18 protein-coding genes and 1 tRNA gene are annotated in these 19,281 nt (G+C 62.8%); 7 read left to right on the top strand and 12 right to left on the bottom strand.

Annotated features, from left to right (window positions below; genetic code table 11):
• Window positions 1–155: 155 nt before the first annotated feature.
• Window positions 156–830 carry a hypothetical protein gene (locus tag AAD018_RS03095; protein ID WP_367313598.1) on the top strand — a complete coding sequence of 225 codons (675 nt, stop codon included), beginning with the start codon at window positions 156–158 and terminating at the stop codon, window positions 828–830.
• Between the two features lie 152 nt (window positions 831–982).
• Here the strand turns inward: AAD018_RS03095 and AAD018_RS03090 are convergent, their stop codons facing one another.
• From AAD018_RS03090 to dctP (AAD018_RS03065), 6 genes are all read right to left on the bottom strand, one after another.
• The gene (locus tag AAD018_RS03090; RefSeq protein WP_367313599.1) at window positions 983–2,503 is read right to left on the bottom strand and encodes a malonate--CoA ligase; all 1,521 of its coding nucleotides are present in this window, start codon (window positions 2,501–2,503) and stop codon (window positions 983–985) included.
• Complete coding sequence (locus AAD018_RS03085; RefSeq protein WP_367313600.1) at window positions 2,500–3,756, bottom strand: malonyl-CoA decarboxylase; 1,257 nt, start codon at window positions 3,754–3,756, stop codon at window positions 2,500–2,502. Before AAD018_RS03085 ends, AAD018_RS03090 begins: the two co-directional genes overlap by 4 nt.
• Window positions 3,753–5,069, bottom strand: coding sequence for a TRAP transporter large permease (locus tag AAD018_RS03080; RefSeq protein ID WP_367313601.1), 1,317 nt, complete (start codon window positions 5,067–5,069; stop codon window positions 3,753–3,755). The genes AAD018_RS03085 and AAD018_RS03080 overlap by 4 nt, the downstream gene beginning before the upstream one ends.
• Entirely contained in the window at window positions 5,069–5,623 is a 555-nt protein-coding gene (locus tag AAD018_RS03075) for a TRAP transporter small permease (RefSeq protein ID WP_367313602.1), read from the bottom strand. The genes AAD018_RS03080 and AAD018_RS03075 overlap by 1 nt, the downstream gene beginning before the upstream one ends.
• Window positions 5,624–5,735: 112 nt before the next feature.
• Window positions 5,736–6,722 carry a TRAP transporter substrate-binding protein DctP gene (gene dctP / locus AAD018_RS03070; protein WP_367313603.1) on the bottom strand — a complete coding sequence of 329 codons (987 nt, stop codon included), beginning with the start codon at window positions 6,720–6,722 and terminating at the stop codon, window positions 5,736–5,738.
• Between the two features lie 139 nt (window positions 6,723–6,861).
• Entirely contained in the window at window positions 6,862–7,848 is a 987-nt protein-coding gene (dctP, locus tag AAD018_RS03065) for a TRAP transporter substrate-binding protein DctP (protein WP_367313604.1), read from the bottom strand.
• 141 nt (window positions 7,849–7,989) lie between these two features.
• On the opposite strand from dctP (AAD018_RS03065), the gene AAD018_RS03060 reads away from it, so the two are divergent.
• Complete coding sequence (locus AAD018_RS03060; RefSeq protein WP_367313605.1) at window positions 7,990–8,646, top strand: GntR family transcriptional regulator; 657 nt, start codon at window positions 7,990–7,992, stop codon at window positions 8,644–8,646.
• A gap of 10 nt (window positions 8,647–8,656) precedes the next feature.
• Here the strand turns inward: AAD018_RS03060 and AAD018_RS03055 are convergent, their stop codons facing one another.
• Window positions 8,657–10,774 (bottom strand): TRAP transporter permease, encoded by a 2,118-nt coding sequence (locus AAD018_RS03055; RefSeq protein ID WP_367313606.1) that lies wholly within the window; start codon window positions 10,772–10,774, stop codon window positions 8,657–8,659.
• 63 nt (window positions 10,775–10,837) lie between these two features.
• A complete protein-coding gene (locus AAD018_RS03050; protein ID WP_367313607.1) occupies window positions 10,838–11,845 on the bottom strand; it encodes a TAXI family TRAP transporter solute-binding subunit in 1,008 nt (335 codons plus the stop codon).
• A gap of 142 nt (window positions 11,846–11,987) precedes the next feature.
• Between AAD018_RS03050 and AAD018_RS03045 the strand changes: the two genes are divergently transcribed.
• A complete protein-coding gene (locus AAD018_RS03045) occupies window positions 11,988–13,361 on the top strand; it encodes a sulfotransferase family protein (protein WP_367313608.1) in 1,374 nt (457 codons plus the stop codon).
• Window positions 13,362–13,369: 8 nt separating this feature from the next.
• Here AAD018_RS03045 and AAD018_RS03040 read toward each other — a convergent pair whose 3' ends face one another.
• Genes AAD018_RS03040 through argH form a run of 3 tightly spaced genes read right to left on the bottom strand, consistent with a single transcriptional unit; the run spans window position 13,370 to window position 15,284 of the window.
• Window positions 13,370–13,693, bottom strand: coding sequence for a DUF2834 domain-containing protein (locus tag AAD018_RS03040; RefSeq protein WP_367313609.1), 324 nt, complete (start codon window positions 13,691–13,693; stop codon window positions 13,370–13,372).
• 5 nt (window positions 13,694–13,698) lie between these two features.
• Window positions 13,699–13,902 (bottom strand): hypothetical protein, encoded by a 204-nt coding sequence (locus AAD018_RS03035; RefSeq protein WP_367313610.1) that lies wholly within the window; start codon window positions 13,900–13,902, stop codon window positions 13,699–13,701.
• A complete protein-coding gene (argH, locus tag AAD018_RS03030) occupies window positions 13,899–15,284 on the bottom strand; it encodes an argininosuccinate lyase (RefSeq protein WP_367313611.1) in 1,386 nt (461 codons plus the stop codon). The genes AAD018_RS03035 and argH overlap by 4 nt, the downstream gene beginning before the upstream one ends.
• A 22-nt stretch (window positions 15,285–15,306) precedes the next feature.
• On the opposite strand from argH, the gene AAD018_RS03025 reads away from it, so the two are divergent.
• Window positions 15,307–15,849, top strand: coding sequence for a TlpA disulfide reductase family protein (locus AAD018_RS03025; RefSeq protein ID WP_367313612.1), 543 nt, complete (start codon window positions 15,307–15,309; stop codon window positions 15,847–15,849).
• A gap of 323 nt (window positions 15,850–16,172) precedes the next feature.
• A tRNA-Tyr gene (locus AAD018_RS03020) sits at window positions 16,173–16,257 on the top strand.
• 206 nt (window positions 16,258–16,463) lie between these two features.
• On the opposite strand, the gene AAD018_RS03015 is transcribed toward AAD018_RS03020, so the two are convergent.
• A complete protein-coding gene (locus AAD018_RS03015) occupies window positions 16,464–17,015 on the bottom strand; it encodes a DNA-3-methyladenine glycosylase I (RefSeq protein WP_367313613.1) in 552 nt (183 codons plus the stop codon).
• A gap of 99 nt (window positions 17,016–17,114) precedes the next feature.
• On the opposite strand from AAD018_RS03015, the gene AAD018_RS03010 reads away from it, so the two are divergent.
• Both AAD018_RS03010 and AAD018_RS03005 read left to right on the top strand, forming a co-directional pair.
• A complete protein-coding gene (locus AAD018_RS03010; RefSeq protein WP_367313614.1) occupies window positions 17,115–17,951 on the top strand; it encodes an EAL domain-containing protein in 837 nt (278 codons plus the stop codon).
• A gap of 111 nt (window positions 17,952–18,062) precedes the next feature.
• The gene (locus AAD018_RS03005; RefSeq protein WP_367313615.1) at window positions 18,063–19,238 is read left to right on the top strand and encodes an acetyl-CoA C-acetyltransferase; all 1,176 of its coding nucleotides are present in this window, start codon (window positions 18,063–18,065) and stop codon (window positions 19,236–19,238) included.
• The last annotated feature ends 43 nt before the right edge of the window (window positions 19,239–19,281 follow it).

The raw sequence follows: 19,281 nt of genomic DNA, 5'->3' as shown, positions 1-19,281 counted from the left end.
GACGGCTATGACAAAGGATGCTGTTCTCTTCGGATGAATCTGAGCTCTTTCGAGAGTTGATAGTGCAAACACTCTATGGCTGCACATCCGTGAGGATGTCTAATCAAGCGACCGATGTGGATCTTCGCAACTGCTATGTCGGTGGGCTCGCGGATATGAGCGATTTTTTCGAAATCCATTGGATGATGCGGCGCATGGGTATCATCTCGCCAGATTTGATCTGCAAATTCACCGAAAAGGAAGTGCGAGACTTGCTCGGGACAGATCCGGGCCGATTCAAAATCGACCTGCTGTGGGTGATTGGGGCGTTTTGCGTTTCAAACCTACGCTTTCAAAAGAACGAGGTTCTTGACTGCATCGGGAGGGCCAAACCAACCGATATTTTCGTTGTTCCTCACCGTCTGACCAGCACATTTCAATTAATGGAAGCTTGCGGTTATGTGGCAAATACAGGCTCAAACTATCGGTGGGTAGAAAAAGCATCACCGGTTATATGCTCGCTCGGAACATGGTCGTTCTTCTTGGAAGAGGGTCAGGCTGCTCGCACCTATGTTCAGCGCATGTTTGAAACAATGCCAGAGCAATTCCTTGCCCTCTTCAAACCTTCTAGGGACTCGTGGTGGCCTGAGGATACTGAGCCTGGCTCTTCCGCACATCAAAAAGCCGTTTGGTGTGTTTCCAATCATTGGTACAGGGAAAGCTGGCACCTCGAAGGCGTATTCGGAGAAGAAGACAAAAGACAGTTATCTTACGGCTTTTCAATTGCGACTGATCTTGCAGAGTGGCTAAATACCTCAATACGTGCCGAACCGATAAACGAACGCCTTTAGATGTGAGCCAGGGCAGCTTATAGCATGAGCGCTGGTTAGCCGGAAACGGTCATTTATGCGGCGCGCAGCAGCTGTCAAAATGAACCTAGAGCAGTCGTTGAGACTATTTCTGCAATCGACCCGCGCTCTGGCCGGGGCGACCGCAACACACCTCACGTCTCAGCAGCCGCAAACAACCCCGCATGGGCCTCGCGCAGGACGTTCTTTTGGACCTTGCCCATCGTGTTGCGGGGAAGCTCGTCCGCGAGGATCAGTTTGCGGGGGTGTTTGAAGCGGGCGAGGGAGGGGGCGATGGCGGCGAGGATGTTGTCGGGGTCGGGGTGCGCTCCGCTTTCAGGGACGAGGATGCCGACGACGGTTTCGCCGAAATCGGGGTGCGGCACGCCGATGACGGCGCTTTCGCGGATGCCGGGCTGGTCGTCGAGGAGGATCTCGATCTCTTTGGGGTAGATGTTGTAGCCGCCCGAGATGATGAGGTCCTTATTGCGCCCGACGATGCGGATATAGCCGTCGGCGTCACGGGTGCCGAGATCGCCGGTGATGAAAAAGCCGTCGGCGCGCAGCTCGGCCGCCGTCTTGTCCGGCATCTGCCAGTAGCCCTTGAAGACATTGGGGCCGCGCACTTCGATCTGGCCGATCTCTCCGTCCGGGAGTGCGCCCCCCGTGGCGGGGTCAGTGATCTTGAGCTCGACGTCCGGGAGCGGGAAACCGACCGTGCCGGGGCGGCGGTCGCCGTCATAGGGATTGGAGGTGTTCATGTTGGTCTCCGTCATCCCGTAGCGTTCGAGGATGCGGTGGCCGGTGCGCTCTTCGAACCGGGTATGGGTTTCGGCGAGCAGCGGCGCGGAGCCGGAGACGAAGAGGCGCATGTGCCGGGTGAGACCCGCGGTGAAGCGCGGATCGTCGAGGAGGCGGGTGTAGAAGGTGGGCACACCCATCATCGCGGTGGCCTGCGGCATGTGGTCGATCATGGCGTCGAGGTCGAATTTCGGCAGGAAGATCATACTGCCGCCCGCGATCAGCGTGACGTTCGTCGCCACAAACAGCCCATGCGTGTGGAAGATCGGCAGGGCGTGGAGAAGCGTGTCGTCTTGGGTGAACCGCCAGAGCTTTGCGAGGGTCTGCGCATTGGAGAGCAGGTTCGACTGGGTGAGCATCGCACCCTTGGAGCGGCCCGTCGTGCCGGAGGTGTAGAGGAAGGCGGCCAGATCGTCTTTGCTGCGCTCGGCTGTTTGGAAGGTGGTGGGGTTGGTCGAGGCCGCCTCTGCCAGGGTTCCGCCATCCGCGTCGAGCGTTTCGAGCCGGGTGCCAAGGCGGCCTGCCATCGGGGTGAGCGCCTTGGCGGCTTTGCCGGACGCCACGAGGAGGCGCGCGCCGCTGTTTTCGACGAAATAGCTCAGCTCGCCTTCGGTATAGGCGGTGTTGAGCGGCAGGAAGATCAGGCCGGTCTGGGCGCAGGCGGCATAGAGCGCGAGGGCGTTCGGGGATTTGTCGATCTGGGCGGCGACGCGATCACCCGCCTGAAGGCCAAGATCGGTGAGGGCGTGGGCCATCTGGGCGGTTTGCGCCAGGAAAGCCGCATGGGTGATTGTCGTGCCACCTGGCAGGTGCAGAAAGGGTGTGTCCTTGCCCGCATGGGCGCCGAAGAGGGTGTCGTAAAGCGGGTTGGTCATTCGGCCTGCCTTGCTTTTGCGCGACGGCCCGGGGCGGGGGCGGCGAGCGATGCCACCTCGGGGGAGGCGATCACCTTGCGCGTCGCGGCGAACTGTTCATGGTTCTGCGCGATCCGGGTCAGGTCGTAAAGGTAGTTCACCATCGCCCCGCCGGACTGCGCGCGCCCCTTCGCGGAGGTGTCCGCCTCGGCGTGGAGGGCGTGGATCACCGCGCCGTTGCCCAGATGGAAGCGGGCGACGGGATCGAGGGGCAGATCCTCGCGGCCTTTGGCGGTCATCAGGTAGCGGGCGGCGAGCGATTTGATCTCGGCGGGGTCGGCTTCGATGTTCTGGCTGCCCAGCCAGCGGGTCAGCCCGGGGATGGGCGAAAGGGTGACGAAGGTCTTGAGATGCGTGAACTCGGCGGAGAGATCGGAGGCGACCTGCTTGATGAGTGAGCTGCCGAAAGAGATGCTGGCAAGCCCGGCCTGGCAGTTGGAGATCGAGTAGAAGACGGCCGTGTCGGCCTCTTCGGGGGGCATAGCCTCGCGGTCCTCGGCGAGCAGGTCCTGGACCGAGCCGGGGATGCCGTGGGTCAGGGCGACCTCGACGAAGATCAGTGGCTCATCGGGCATGGCCGGGTGGAAGAAGGCGAAGCAGCGGCGGTCTTTGGGGGCGAGGCGGCGGCGCAAGTCGTCCCAGCTACCTATGGCGTGGACGGCCTCGTAGGCGATGATCTTTTCGAGGATATGCGCGGGGCTTTCCCAATTGATCGGGCGCAGGACGAGAAAGCCGCGATTGAACCACGATTTGAAGAGGTGGCGGAAGTCGAGATCGAGGGCGTCGAGCGCAGGCTCTCCCTTGCCGAGGCGGAGCAGATCGGCGCGCATCCGGACGAGCGATCCGGTGGCTCCGGGAATGCGGTTGAGGCGGCGGATCAGTTCCTGCCTGGGCGGCTCGGCCGCGCTGGCGAAGGCGAGGTAGGAGGCCCGGGAGGGGTCCTTTTCGTAGTGATCGAGCGTGGTGCGGACCGCTTCGGGGTCGATGTTCATCTCGGTGGCGAGATGGCGGAAGAAGGCGAGCTTGTCAGTATCCGCGAGGGCGTCGTAGCGGGCCAGGATGCGGGTGCCGAGATCGCGGCCCGACGTCTCTCCGGGCGCGCCGATGAGGGCGCTGGCCAGATCGGTGAGCAGCCTGTCATCCTGCGCAGAGGGCGCGGGCTGGCGGTGGCGCCGCTCGAAGACGGTGGAGAGCAGGTCGGCCAGAAGGGTCACGGGATCTTGCCCATCACAGCGTCAGGCAGCCAAGTCGCGATGCCGGGAAAGAGGCAGAGGACGATGATGGCGATCACCATGCAGGCGACGAAGGGGAGTGATCCGGTGAGGATCGTGCGAAGCGAGATGTCGGGCGCGATGCCGTTGATGACGTAGAGGTTCAGCCCGACCGGCGGGGAAATCAGCCCGATCTCCATATTTATGGTCAGGATCACGGCGAACCAGATCGGATCGAAGCCGGCGGTGATGATGATCGGCAGCAGGATCGGGGCCGCCATCAGGATGACGGCGACGGGGGGCAGGAAGAAGCCCGCGATCAGCAGGAAGACGTTGACCGCGCCCATCAGGACCCAGCGGTTCACGTCGAGCGTGCCAATCCATTCGGCGATGGCCTGCGTGATGAAGAGCGAAGAGAGCATGTAGGAGAAGACGCCCGCGGCGGCGATGATGAAGAGGATCATCACCGATTCTTTGGTGCTGTCGCGCAAGACGACCCAGAGATCGCGGGGATTCCAGAGCTTGTAGACGATCATCGCGATCATCAGGCAGAGGAGCGCGCCGACGGCCGCCGTTTCCGACGGCGTCGCGATGCCGCCATACATCGCGTAGAGAACGCCGACGATGATGGCGAGGAACGGCAGGACGCGGGGTAGGATCTCGAACTTCTGGGCCCAGGTGTAGCTGCCTGTGGCCAGAAGCTCGGTATTGCCCGAGCGCCAGGTGGAATAGAGCGACCAGGCCATAAAGAGCCCGACGAGCAGCAGGCCTGGGAAGACGCCCGCCAGAAAGAGGCGCCCGATCGAGGTTTCGGTGGCGATGCCGTAGACGATCATCGTGACCGAGGGCGGGATCAGGATGCCGAGCGTGCCGCCTGCCGCGATGGAGCCTGCGGCGACACCGTCTGGATAGCCGCGTTTGCGCATTTCTGGGATGCCCATCTTGCCAATGGCCGCGCAGGTGGCGGGGGAGGAGCCGGACATGGCCGAGAAGAGCGCACAGGCGCCAAGGTTGGAGATGACGAGGCCGCCGGGGATGCGGGTCATCCAGCGTTCGAGCGCCTCGTAGAGGTCCGCGCCTGCCCGGGTCGAGGCGATTGAGGCGCCCATGATGATGAACATCGGGATCGACAGAAGCGCGAAATTGTCGAGCTTGCCGAAGAGAATTTCGGGCATGAGTTCGAGAGAGCGGACGCCGTCGAAGATGATCAGGAAGCCCGCCGAGACGATCAGAAGGCCGATGGCGACGGAGACGCCGGAGAAAAGGACGAGGATCGTCATGACCGCGACGAGCGCGCCGAGAACGAGGGGATCCATCAGCTGTCCTCCAGTCCGAAGGGTTTTTCGGTGCCGGTGATCACGGCGACGAGATCGGCAATCAGTTGCAGCATGAGAAGGCCGAAGCCGACGGGCAGCGCGAAATAGGGGATCCAGAGGCGCACGCCCCAGACCGTGTCGGAGCGCCACCCGCGATCCCAGGCGAAGTGCCAGTATTCGTAACCGTACCAAAGCATGACGCCGATGATCAGGATCGAGAGGCTGAGCGTGAAGACCGCGAGGGCCTTGCGAAGTCCCATCGGCAGGGCGAGCGGGATCAGATCGACATTCACATGGCCGCGCAGGAGCTGCACATAGGGCAAACCGACCAGTGTGGCGGCGATCACGAGGTAAATGACCATTTCGGTCTGCCAGACGGTGGACCAGTTCAGCACGAACCGCACGAAGATCATCTGGCAGGTAATGCCCACGGCGGCCACGATCATCGCGGCAGACGTCCATCCGGCGATGGTGCTGATCCAGGCGACGGTGCGGAAAAACGCACCTTTGTCGTCCAAGGCCACCGCCTTCGTCTCGCCCCCATGTGCTGCCATAGGGTCCCCTTCCCGGTTGGTGGCGGCAGGCGATTGAGGCCGCATGCCGCCGTTTCTTTATCTTTCCCCGGATCGGGGTCGGCTTATCGCGCCGTTTGGTCGTCCGCTGGCGTCACTCGACGTTGAGCGCCTTGTCCAGCAGGGCCAGACCGTCGGGCATGTCTTCGAGAAATGCCTCGTAGGAGGTCAGCTTGGCGACGCCGAACCAGGCGATGTAGTCGTCGAATGACATCTCTTTGATTTCGACGCCTTTCTCCTGAAAGACATCGCGCGCCATGCTGTCCTGCGCTGCGGCTTCGGAGAAATAGTAGTCCTGGGCGGCCTGACCGGCCTCCATCACAGCGGTCTGCTGTTCGGGCGACATGGCGTCGAACTTTGCCTTGTTCATCAGAAGCGGCATGTACATGAACCAAAGCGCGTAGTCGCCTGCCGGGGTGAAACAGGTGACCTGTTCGTAAATTTCGTAGCTGACGAAGCTTGCGGAGGAGGTGTTGGCGACCTGAAGGGTCCCGGCTTCCATCGCTTCGTAGATCTTGGAAGACGACATCGATTCGATGTTCGCCCCGGCGCCTGACACCATCGCCTCGAACGCGGCGCCTGCGGCACGCGCGGTCGTGTCTTTCACATCATCGGGATGGGTCACGCAGCCATTCGTTCCAGCGAAGCCACCTGCGAGATAGCCGTGGGCGAGGACCATGACGTCATCCTCGGCCATCAGCGCCTCGATATCGTCCATGAATTCTGATTCGGTCAGGCGCAAGGCGTGGTCGTGGTTCTGAACGAGGCCAGGCATCAGCGTGAGGCTGTATTGCGGACGCTCCCCACCCGAATAGGCGAGAGGATAGATCGTGAGATCCAGCTCGCCCGATTTGAGCGGTTCGTATTGCTCGCGCGCTTTGAAAAGGCTGCCCTTTTCGTGGATCGTGACATCGAGGCCGACATCAGCATTCGCCAGCTCAGTCGCGAAAACCTCGGCCACCTCGTGTCGGACATCGCTTGTCGACCATTGATGGCTGAGGTTCAGGTTTTGCGCGAAAGCGGCCATGGGTGTGGCAGCTATCGCGAGTGCGGCAATGGCCGCAGTCGTCAGATGGTTCATTGGGCGTCTCCAGCTCTCGTTCATGATCTCGGGGCATCCGATCGGTGCTGACCTAACGTAATAAGGTTAGCAAATTCCTGTTGAACCATATGAGCAGATAGAGGCAATCCGATGTCATCTTCAGACCGCTCAGCAGGCATTACTCCACCGATAGAGCCATATCGAGCAGCTCCTGGCCGTTCGGAACTTCCTCGACAAACGCCTGGTAGGAGGTCTCTTGCGCGAGAGCCCGCCAGGCCTCGAAATCCTCGGGCGTCATGCGCGCGATCTCCACACCGGCCTCGCGAAACACCTCTTCGGAAGCGGCGTCTTCCTTCTTGGCTTCTTCCAGGTAGAAGGCTTCTGCCTTTTCGGAGGCGGCCATGAGAGCGGCTTGCTGCTCTTCGGTGAGGTCCTCGAAAGTCGATTTGTTCATCAGGAGCGGCTGATACATGAACCACAGCGCGACATCGCCAGCAGGCGTGTAGCAACTGACCTGCTCGTAGATGCGGTAGGAGACGAAGGACGAGGACGAGGTGTTGGCCGCGTTCAGAACGCCGGTCTGCATGGCGTTGTAGATCTCGGACGACGCCATGGAGGCGATGGAGGCCCCTGCCCCGGCAAGCATCTGTTCGAAAGATTTGCCTGCGGCGCGGGTCTGGAGGCCCTGCACGTCATCGGGGCTGGTGATGCAGCCATCCTTGCCTGCAAAGCCCCCCGCGAGATAGCCGTGGACAAGGACCATGACGTCGTCTTCGGCCATTTTCTCTTCCAGTGCCTCCATGAAGGCGCTGTCGGAGAGGCGCGCGGCATGGTCGTGGTTCTTCACGAGGCCGGGCATGAGCGTGAGGTTGAAGGCGGGCTGCACGCCGCCTGCATAGCTGAGCGGCAGGACGGTCATGTCGAGCTGACCGCGGCTGAGCGGCTGGTACTGCTCGCGCGGTTTGAAGAGTGATTTGGACGGGAAGATCTTGATCTCGAGATCGACATCGGCGGCGGCGACGTCGTCGGCGACCATCTGGGCGACCTTGTGGCGGATGTCGTTGTTGGACCACTGGTGCGACAGGCGCAGTTCGGCAGCCTGAGCAGCCCCTGCCCCGACCGAGAGCGCGGCCACGGCGGCGACGAGTTTCAAAGCTGATGTCATGATGAGCCCCTTCCCAAAGACTGACCGGTCGTTTGACCTTGTTCTTATGTCGAGTATGTCTTGATTGCGCAGGACGTCAAGAATTTTGTATACAAATTTGATGTTCTTGAATTCAAGAATGTGTGGTTGAGTGGTTCACAGATGACAGAGCGACATGCGGACAGAATTGCGAAAGCGCTGGAAGAGCTGATCTTCGACGGGACCTTCGCGAATGGCGAACGGCTTGACGAGGTTCGGCTGGCCGAGCAGTTCGGGGTGTCGCGCACGCCGTTCCGCGAGGCGTTGCAGCGGCTGTCGCTGTCGGGTCTGATCGAGCTGATCCCGCATCGCGGGGCCTTCGTGCGGCAGCCGGGTCCCGTCGAGCTGATTGAGATGTTCGAGGTGATGGCCGAGCTGGAAGCGGCCTGCGGGCGGCTGGCGGCGATGCGGATTGCCGACGAGGCGCTGGAGGATCTGCGCGAGGCCAATGAACGCTGCCACGAGGCGATCGAGCGGGGCGATCCGGATGCCTATTACGCCGAGAACGAGCGCTTTCATCAGATCATCTATGCGCAGTCCGGCAATGCCTTTCTGGAGCAGGAGACGACGCGGCTGCACAAGCGGCTGCGGCCGTTCCGGCGCCAACAGCTGCGATTTCGCGGACGCATGGCGCAGTCGATGGACGAGCATGAGGCGATCGTGGAGGCGCTGGTCGCGGGCGATCCGGAAACAGCCTCAACGCGGCTGCGTGGGCATGTCGCCGTTCAAGGCGAGAAGTTCCATCGCCTGATGGCGAGCCTGAGGAGCGCGGCGGAGTAGTCGCTGGCCGCTAGCTGTCGGCGCTTTGGACCGGCGGGGCCTCTCCTGACATGAGCACTGGGAGCTGGCGCAGTAACGCGGGCAGGACCAGAGCGACACCGAACAGCGTGGCATAGAGATCGGGCGCGACCAGAAGGATCGCGGAGATCGACAGCAGTACCCTTTCGTAGCCTCTGAGCGGCGCGAAGAGCCAGTTGGCGAAGGCCGCCGACAGCATCCAGATCCCCGCCATGGCGCCGAGCGTGGCGAGGAAGAATTCGCTCCACGTAAAGCCGTCGACGACCAGCAGCATCGAGGGCGAGAAGACGAAGACGAAAGGCACGAGCGCCTTGCCCATGCCGAGCCGGAACGCGGTGTTGCCCGCCTTGAAGGCGTTGGCATCGGCGATCCCGGCGGCCGCATAGGCGGCGAGCGCCACGGGCGGCGTGATGTCCGCGAGCACCCCGTAATAGAAGACGAAGAAATGCGCGACGATTGGCTGGACGCCGAGCAGACCCAGGATCGGCGCGGCAACTGCGATCATAATCAGATAGTTCGCCGTTGTCGGGATGCCGCAGCCCATCAGAACGCAGACGATGGCCGTCATGATGAGGGTGAAGAGGAGCGTCAGACCCTCGACGCTCATCACGTCGAAGGGGAGGAAGGCGAGCGTGGCAGAGAGATTTTCGGCCCATGTGGCGGCGACGCCGGTGACCATGTAGGCGATCTTGAAGCCGACGCCGGTCAGGGTAACGACGCCAATGATGACGCCCACGAGAGCGGCGGCGGCGGTGACGGAGAGCGAATATTTCGCGCCGACGACAAAGCCGTCCCAGGTTTCACGGACGGTTTCGGTGGCGGCCGTTTTCAGGTCGTGTCGGATGAGGTTCTGCAGGACCAGCACCAGCAGGCAGGAGGCGATGCCCCAGAAGGCGGCGAGATAGGGCGTCTTCCCGGACAGCAGGATCGCCACCAGCACGAAGAGCGGCAGGGTCGTCAGCCAGCCTGCCTTGAAGACGGTCCAGGCAACGGGAAGCTCGTCCTTGGTCAGCCCGCGCAGGCCCCGGCGGCGGGCCTCCAGATGGACCTGCACCAGAACGCCGAAGAAGTGCATGAAGGCGGGCACGAGGGCCGCAGTCAGGATCGTCGTCAGCGGCACGCCGAGATATTCAATCATCAGGAAAGCGACAGCGCCCATAACGGGCGGGGTGATCTGACCGCCGGTGGAGCTGGCAGCCTCGACGGCGGCGGCGAAATGGGGCGGGTAGCCGATGCGCTTCATCGCAGGGATGGTCAGCGATCCGGTGGTGACGGTGTTGGCGATGGACGAGCCCGAGATCGAGCCGAGCATGGCCGAGGAAACAACCGAGACCTTGGCCGGTCCGCCTGCGAACCGCCCCGCGAGCGCGGAGGCCAGATCGATGAAGAGCTGTCCCAGACCGATGCGGGTGGCGAGCACGCCAAAGAGGACGAAGTGGAAGACATAGGTCGAGATCACGCCCAGCGCGGTGCCGTAGATCCCTTGCGAGGTCAGGTAGAGGTGATTGACGATGCCTTTCCAGTCAGCGCCGGGGTGGACGAGGACGCCGGGCATGGATTGGCCGAAATAGGCATAGGCGATGAAGAGAAGCGCGATCACCGGCAGCGGCCAGCCCATGGAGCGGCGCGTCGCCTCCAGCAGGACGACGATGAGCACGGTGCCCATGAAGACATCGATGGGGAACGGATTGCCGACACGCATCGCCAGATCGGTGAAGATCCATGGCACATACATCGCCGAAACGATGCCCGCGACCAGCAGGACCCAATCGTAGATCGGCAGGCCGAGCGGGGAGAGAATTGTCGATTTCGGCTCCTTGCGTTCGCCCCAGACCACGAAGGACAGGAAGATCAGCGCAAGCGTGAAGGCCAGATGGGTGCCGCGGTGGGTCGTTGCCTGGGGGATGCCGTAACCGGCGGTGTAGAAGTGGTAGCAGGAGAGCACGAAAAGCGCGATGGCCGTGGCCCAGCTAAGGGTGGGCAGCAGGGGCCGGAAGCGCATTTCGGGATCGAACTGCTCTTCGAGCGCCTGCATTTCGGCTTCGGTCAGCGCCTCCGCGCGTTCGGTAGGGGTCTGCGCCTTGGCGCGGTCGGTGTCGCTCGCAGCCATCGGGTGCTCTCCGGTCGTAGAGTTAGAAAAGCCGGTCCCGAGGGACGGGACCGGCTGGGATCGTTACTCGAGAAGGCCTGCTTCGCGGTAGAAGCGTTCGGCGCCCGGATGGAGCGGGATGCCGATGCCGTCGAGCGCCGTTTCCGGCGTAATCTCACGGCCCTTGGAGTGGCCCGCATCGAGCAGCTTGCGCGTATTCTCGTTCCAGAGGGCGGCGGTAACCTCGTAGATCAGCTCTTCGGGCTGATCGGCGCTGGTGATCCATTGCGCACCGACCGAAAGGGTCGTCACGTCATCCGCCACGCCTTCATAGGTGCCGCCGGGGACGACGTTCTCGGCAAAGAACGTGTATTCGCCGGTGATCGCTTCGGCTTCGGCGCCCGAGATCGGAACGAGGGTGATGTCGTCCTGGCTGGCGAGCTCTGCGATGGCGCCGGCGGGGAAGCCGCCGACGAAGAAGAACGCATCCATTGCGCCGTCGCGCATCCGATCGGCGGCCTGGTTTGGCTTGAGGTATTCGGCGTCAACGTCATCTTCGCTGAGCCCGTAGGCTTCGAGGATGATACGCGCATCGACCAGCGTGCCCGATCCCGGCTCGTCGAGAGAGACGGTCTTGCCCGCCAGATCGGCGACGGTCGAGATGCCGCTGTCGGCGGAGGCGACGAGGTGGATCGTCTCGGGGTAGAGGCTGGCGATGGCGCGCAGGTTCTCGACCGGTTCGCGGTCTTCCCAGATGCCGGTGCCGGTCTGCGCCCAGGTGGCGACGTCCGATTGGGAGAAGCCGGATTCGAGCGTTCCGCCCGCGATGGCGTTCACGTTGGCAACCGATCCATTGGCCGAAAGCGCGGTGGCGATGAGACCCGGCACGCCGCAGGAGCCGCCCTCTTCGCATGGACGCGATCCCGGCGGGTTGGAGATCGCGTTCGCGATCAGGCCGCCGATCGGGTAGTAGGTGCCGGAGGTGCCGCCGGTGCCGATGCGGAAGAATTGCGGCGCCTGGGCCAGAGCGACCCCGCCCGCGGCCAGACCCATCGCGATGGCCCCGATGATCGTGAAGTGACGTCGGTTCATGGTAGACCTCCCAGTCCCAGATTTTGTCATCGGACCAGCTAACACCCGTTTCAAGCAAGGTTCAATCGGCGAAAGGGCATCGCTTGCCTGCGGCGCGTCTTGGCGGCAGGATGCCTGGCGGAGTGTTCGGTGGAGACCAGCTATGCGCAATTGTGTCGTGGTGACCGGGGCGGGGCGATCCGGAACCTCGATGGTAACGGGTCTTCTGAGCCGCGCGGGGCTGCGCCTGTCGGAAGACTTGATCGGCGCCAGCGAACAGAACCCGAAAGGCGCCTTTGAGGATCGGACGATCCTGCATCTTCAGCGCGATATGCTGGCCCGGTTTGCTCCGCCGAAGATCCCGCCGCCCGAAGGCTGGCTTTCCGATCCAACGGTACTGGAGACAGAAGCTGCGTTGAGATCTCATGTCGTCGCGGCCATCCAAGAGGATCCCGCGACACTTTGGGGCTTCAAGGATCCGAACACGGCCTACACCCTTCCTCTATGGAGCCGGATCTTCGAGGCTGAGCACATCACGCCTCGGATCGTTCTTGCCGTCCGCGATCCGGTGGCGGTCATGGCGTCGATGGCGGATCATTATGGAACCGAGGCCGCGATTGCCGAGATGTTCTGGCTGACGAAATATCTGGCCGCCTTGCGGGACACGAATGGAGAGGTTTTCGTCGCCCATTACGAGCGGCTGGTTGCAGGGGACGAGGATCACCGCGCGGCTCTGCTGTCCTTTTGCGGCCTGGAGCCGGAATTGGACAGAGAGACGAGTCCCTTCATCGATCCGGCGCTCAATCGGAGCGCGGCACCGGGGCAGGCCTGCTCCAATCCGCTGGTCGCGCGGCTCTGGACGGCGCTTCAATCCATATCGGGCGCGGAGTTCGACCGGGATGCGCTGTTGACCGAGGTCAAGGCGATCGAGACCGATCTGAACGCGGCGCGGGGCTGGCTGGAGCAGATCTATCGCGAGCGGGCGCAGTGGCTCGAGCGGGCCGAGGAGCAGGCGAAGCTGATCGCGACGCTTCAGGGCACCAAGGCTGCGCTGAAGAGCAAGCTAGACGACCGGACGGCAGAGCGGAATACCCATGTTGCGGAGGCTGCCCGGATGCGCCGGGAGCGGGACAAGGCGGTCGCCAAGAGCCGCCTTCAGGCCACCCAGATTGATGGTGCAAAGTCTCAGCTGGAGCAAGCAAGAGCTCGGATCGAACGTCTGCAGGCCGCTCGGCAAGCGGTGGCGGAGGAGCATCGGGGGCATCGGCAGCGGGCGATGGAGACACGAGACAGCCTACGCCGCAAGGTGGATGCACTAAGCCGCGAGATTGGGGCGGTGAAGGCCAGCCGCGCCCGGCACATCGCCGTTTTGACATCGGATCTGGAGGCCGTGCGGGGCAGCGCGAGCTTTCAGCTTGGCCATATCCTTATGCGCGGCCTGCGGCAGCCGGGACGGAACACCCTTGCCGTTCCCATCAGGGTGGCCCGGCTCTTTCGCAGCCGCAAAGCGAAAGGCGCAGGTTCGGGCGACGGTTGACCCTGAGGTCAAGCCGTTTCGGTGATGCGGGTTCTCAGGAAGAGATAGAGCGGCAGGCCGCAGCTGACGCCGATGCCGAAGGTTGCCGGAATGGCGATGAGGGCGAGCCAGTTCCGGCGGGCGAAGACCTCGGCCAATATCCAGATGGTCAGGGCGATGGCGGCGATGGTCAGATCCCAAACCAGGCCGGAGGTCGCGTCGTTCACGTACCACGCGTCGATCATCGGTTGCAGGTGCCAGCCGTTCTGCTGAAACCAGGAGACGAAGTAGTACATCGGGTGGATTGCGCCCCAGACCGCGAGGGCGAGGTAGATCATGCGTAGAGGTGACATTGCGATCAGAGGCCAACGAAGACTGTGACGGGCCCGCGTCCCAGACCGATGCTGGCGCCGACATCGGTGTTGCCCCGGCTGTCGATGCCAATGGAGACGTTCGGCCCGTAGGTCCGGGTCTGCTGATAGGTCGGAGGCTCGGGCGCGCCGTCCGCGCCGCAGGCGGCGAGGGTGAGCAAGGCGAGGGCGGCGGCGATGGAACGTGTCACAGGCGATCCTTCCAGGCAGCGATCTGTTTGCGGACCTCGGACGGCGCGGTGCCGCCATAGGAGGTGCGGGAGGCAACAGACGCCTCCACCGTCAAGACATCGTAGACGCTTTCGGTGATGCCGTCATGGACAGATCGCATCTGATCGAGCGTCAGATCGGGGAGGTCGCAGTTTTCCGCCTCTGCGAGGGCGACGAGCCGCCCGGTGATGTGGTGCGCCTCGCGGAAGGGCAGGCCAAGGACGCGCACAAGCCAATCGGCCAGATCGGTGGCTGTAGAGAACCCCGAGGCGGCGGCGGCGCGCAGGGCGTCCTGGTTGGCATTCATGTCCGAGACCATGCCGGTCATCGCGGCAAGCGACAGCATGAGGGCGTCGGCGGCGTCGAAGGTCTGCTCTTTGTCCTCCTGCATGTCCTTGGAATAAGTCAGCGGCAGGCCTTTCATCACGGTCAGTAGCGCGACATTGGCGCCGAGGATGCGGCCGATCTTGGCGCGGATCAGCTCGGCGGCGTCGGGGTTTTTCTTCTGCGGCATGATCGAAGAGCCGGTGGAGAAGCGGTCGCTGAGGGTGACGAAGCGGAACTGGGCGGAGGACCAGATCACGAGTTCCTCGGCAAATCGGGAGAGGTGCATCGCGGTGATCGAGCTTGCGGCGAGGAATTCCAGCGCGAAGTCCCGGTCGGCGACCGCATCGAGCGAGTTGGCGGCGGGCGCATCGAAGCCCAGCGCCTTGGCTGTCGCATGCCGGTCGATGGGGAAGGACGTGCCCGCCAGAGCCGCCGCCCCCAGCGGAGAGAGGTTCATGCGGCGGCGGGCATCGCCGAAGCGGGCGCGGTCGCGGGAGAGCATCTCCACATAGGCCATCATGTGGTGGCCCCAGGTGACCGGCTGGGCGGTTTGCAGATGGGTGAAGCCGGGCATAACCCAGTCGGCGCCCGCCTCGGCCTGCGCCAGCAGCGCGTGCATCAGCGCCGTGATTCCTTGCGTGGCCGCATCGCATTGGTCGCGCACCCACATCCGGAAATCGAGCGCCACCTGATCGTTGCGGGACCGGCCCGTGTGAAGGCGTCCTGCGGGCTCTCCGATCAGCTCGCGCAGGCGGGCCTCCACGTTCATGTGGATGTCCTCGAGCGCGGTGGAGAACTGAAATGTGCCGCCCTCGATCTCTGACAAGACCGTGAGGAGCCCTTCCCGGATCGCCTTGGCATCGCTACCGCTGAGGATGCCCGTATCGCCGAGCATCTGCGCATGGGCCCGCGAGCCGTCGATGTCCTGACGGGCGAGCCGCTGGTCGAACCCGATCGAGGCATTAATTGCTTCCATGATCGCGTCCGGGCCATCGGCGAAGCGTCCGCCCCACATCTGGTTCGAGGTGTCGGTCATAACGTAATCTTTCGGAGGTCACATGCGTCTAATCGTTCTCGCGGCTCTCTATATGGGGCTGACCGCCGGTGCAAATGCGGACCCGGCGCTGGAGGCCCTGAAGGACGGCGACATGCGCAAGCTGGTCGTCCATTCCGAGCCCGCGGCCATGCCGGAGGCGACGTTCACCGGCGAGGACGGGTCCGAGATGACACTGGCCGAGTATGAAGGGCAGGTCGTGCTGCTGAACTTCTGGGCGACCTGGTGCGCGCCCTGCCGCAAGGAGATGCCGCACCTGTCGGAGCTACAGACCGAGCTGGGCGGGAGTGATTTTCAGGTGGTGACGGTCGCGACGGGCCGCAACCCGCCCGAAGGCATGGTGCGCTTTCTCGAAGAGATCGGCGTGGACAACCTGCCGCTGCACCGCGATCCCCGCCAGAAGCTGGCCCGAGGGGCGGGCGTGCTGGGCCTGCCGGTGACGGTGCTGCTGGACCGCGAGGGCCGCGAGATCGCGCGGCTGCAGGGTGACGCCAACTGGGCGTCGGACAGTGCGAAGGCGATGATTGGGGCGGTGATGGCGCGGTAGGGGTTTTGGGGTGGTGAGGGGAGTTTGGGCCAAGGTCCGCTTGGAGCCCAAAGTACTGAAATTCCGCAATGCAGCCAATGTCCGGTTCAGGGGTTGCGCTAAAGTTTCTTTCATACTATCGCGTCCACATGAAACAGATGAACTATCATTACACCTATTATATCTAACGGGCGCGAAAGTGCCCGAATGATGGGTGCTGGTTGATTGTTTCATACTCCAATACGCTGCTAGACCCATCTATTGCCTTGGTAGCTTTAACTATCGTTGTAGCATGTTGAGATCGTGCTGATCGGTAGTTTAGCCGGTGCCGAGGCACCAACTCAGGGGAGTTGGCAGAGCGGTCAAATGCGGCGGACTGTAAATCCGTTGGGGCAACCCACCTAGGTTCGAATCCTAGACTCCCCACCAAACTTAGTTTTCCGAGACGCCAAATGAGCATTCAGGTTTAAACCGTGTGTATTCATTTGAAAGCTCGTTCTTGTATATGGCAACTGACACAGTCAGTCATCTACATCGCTGATCGAACCAGACTTTCATCATTGAAATGTCAACGGCAGCAAAGTCCGCCTATCGGTCATTGCGAGACCGTGCACGTTTTCCAAAGCAGCCAGACCTCAAGCCAAAGCTTCATATCTTTCACAGCGTACTACATGGTCGTTCACCATGCCGACCGCTTGCATGAAGGCGTAGACGGTCGTAGGGCCGCAAAATTTGAAGCCCTTGGACTTGAGAGCTTTGGAGAGGGCGGTGGAGGTGTCCGTTTTGGCGGGGACGTCCGAAATGTCCGTTCGGGCGGGTTGGAGAGGGTCTCCGTCCACGAAAGACCAGATGAAGTCGGAGAAGGGCTCGTCCATGGCGCGATAGGCGCGGGCATTGCCGAGGGTTGCCTCGATCTTGCCGCGGTGGCGGACGATGCCGGGATCGGCGACGAGGCGGTCGATCTCGGGCGCGCCCCATCCGGCGAGGGTTTCGGGATCGAAGCCCGCAAAGGCGGCGCGAAAGCCCTCGCGTTTGCGCAGGATCGTGATCCAGCTAAGGCCGGACTGGAACCCTTCGAGGCAGAGGCATTCGAAGAGCCGGACGGGATCGCGTTCGGGCACGCCCCATTCGGTGTCATGATAGGCAATGTAGAGCGGATCGTTCCCGACCCAGTCGCAGCGGCTCATCGGCGGGATCCTTCAAATGCGATCTTTTACCTCCTCTTAGGATGTCTGCCCCAAGGATCGCTCGCAAGGAGCAATTCCCCGGCCTTGAAGGACCCGATCATGCGCGACAGCGACCCTTTCGTCCCCGTGACCGATACGATCCCGTCCGATCCGCTGAGCTATGCGGTCGACCGGCGCGATCAGGGCGTGTTGAAGATGGTGCGCGATGCACTGTCGAGCAATCGGACGCAGCTGGCGTTTCAGCCGGTGGTCTACAACACCGACCCCCGGCGCGTCGCGTTCTACGAGGGATTGATCCGGATCATCGACCCGACCGGGCGGCCGATCCCGGCGCATCAGTTCATGCCGGCCGTAGAGGCGACGGAAATTGGGCGCGAGATCGATGTGGAGGCGCTTAGGCACGGGTTGGTCGCCCTGCGCAACGATGCGAGCCTGCGGCTGGCGGTGAATATGTCCGCGCGGTCGATCGGCTATGGTCCCTGGCGGCGGGTTCTTGATGATGGTCTGGCGCGCGACCGGCATATCGGCGAGCGGCTGATCCTGGAGATTACGGAAAGCTCCGCGATGCTGATGCCCGAGATCGTCATCGCCTTCATGGCCGAGCTGCAGGATCTGGGAATTGCCTTTGCCCTCGATGATTTTGGCGCGGGCTATACCGCGTTCCGGTATCTGCGGGATTTCTACTTCGACATCCTGAAAATCGATCAGGATTTCATCAACGGGGTGCACGAGAGCGCCGATAATCAGGTGCTGGTGGAGGCTTTAGTCTCGATCGGGCGGCATTTCGATATGTTCACCATCGCCGAAGGGGTCGAGACGGCGGAGGATGCCGAATTCCTGGCGGGTGTCGGAATCGATTGCATTCAGGGCTTCTATTACGGACCGCCGCGGTTGAGCGCTCCGGGCTATGGCGCCGAACATCTCGAGAGCGCCTGAGCCCGGGGGGCGTTTGCCCTTCCACATTGCGCCTCTGAGCTCCAATGCCTAAACCTGATGCGACTGCGGGGGCGGCGAGTGCCTTCGCGCGGACGGACAAGGAGCCCTGCCATGACCAATGTCGTAATCGCCTCTGCCGCCCGGACTGCCGTTGGCAGCTTCGGTGGATCTTTCGCCAGCGTGCCTGCCCATGACCTGGGGACAGCAGTGCTTGAGGAGGTCGTTGCGCGCGCAGGGATCGACAAAGGCGAGGTCGAGCAGACGATCCTGGGTCAGGTGCTGACGGCGGCGCAAGGCCAGAACCCAGCGCGCCAGGCGCATGTGAATGCGGGCCTTCCGATCGAAAGCGCGGCCTGGGGGATCAACCAGGTCTGCGGATCGGGCCTGCGGGCGGTGGCGCTGGGCGCGCAGCACGTGATGCTGGGCGATGCGGCGGTGGTGATTGCGGGCGGTCAGGAATCGATGACGCTGTCGCCCCATGCGGCGCATCTGCGGGCCGGTCACAAGATGGGCGATGTCAAATATATCGACACGATGATCCGGGACGGTCTGTGGGACGCCTTCAACGGCTATCACATGGGCCAGACGGCCGAGAATGTCGCCGAGAAATACCAGATCAGTCGCGAGCAGCAGGACGAATTCGCGCTCGCCTCGCAGAACAAAGCCGAGGCGGCGCAGAAGGCGGGCAAGTTCGGGGACGAGATCGTACCCTATACGGTCAAGGGCCGCAAAGGCGATACGGTCGTCGATCAGGACGAATATATCCGTCATGGCGCGACGATCGAAGGTATGCAGAAGCTGCGCCCGGCCTTTGCCAAGGACGGATCGGTGACGGCGGCGAACGCCTCCGGCCTGAACGACGGCGCGGCCGCGACGCTTCTGATGACGGCGGAGGCGGCAGAGAAGCGCGGGATCGAACCCCTCGGACGGATCGTGAGCTTTGCGACGACCGGGGTGGACCCGTCGATCATGGGTACTGGGCCGATCCCGGCAAGCCGCATGGCGCTGGAAAAGGCGGGCTGGAGACCCGAGGATCTCGACCTGATCGAGGCGAACGAAGCCTTTGCCGCGCAGGCCTGCGCGGTCAACAAGGATATGGGCTGGGATACGGACAAGGTGAACGTCAATGGCGGCGCGATCGCCATCGGACATCCGATCGGTGCCTCTGGTGCGCGCGTTCTGAACACGCTTTTGTTTGAGATGAAGCGGCGCGATGCCAAGAAAGGTCTCGCCACGCTTTGCATTGGCGGCGGGATGGGTGTCGCGATGTGTGTCGAGCGGGACTGATCCGGGTCTTTGGCGGATCGGGTATCCGGATCGTGATTGCGGG

Source organism: Aestuariibius insulae (assembly GCF_040783535.2).
Taxonomy (GTDB): domain Bacteria; phylum Pseudomonadota; class Alphaproteobacteria; order Rhodobacterales; family Rhodobacteraceae; genus Aestuariibius; species Aestuariibius insulae.
This window is presented reverse-complemented; position numbering and strand designations above follow the sequence as displayed.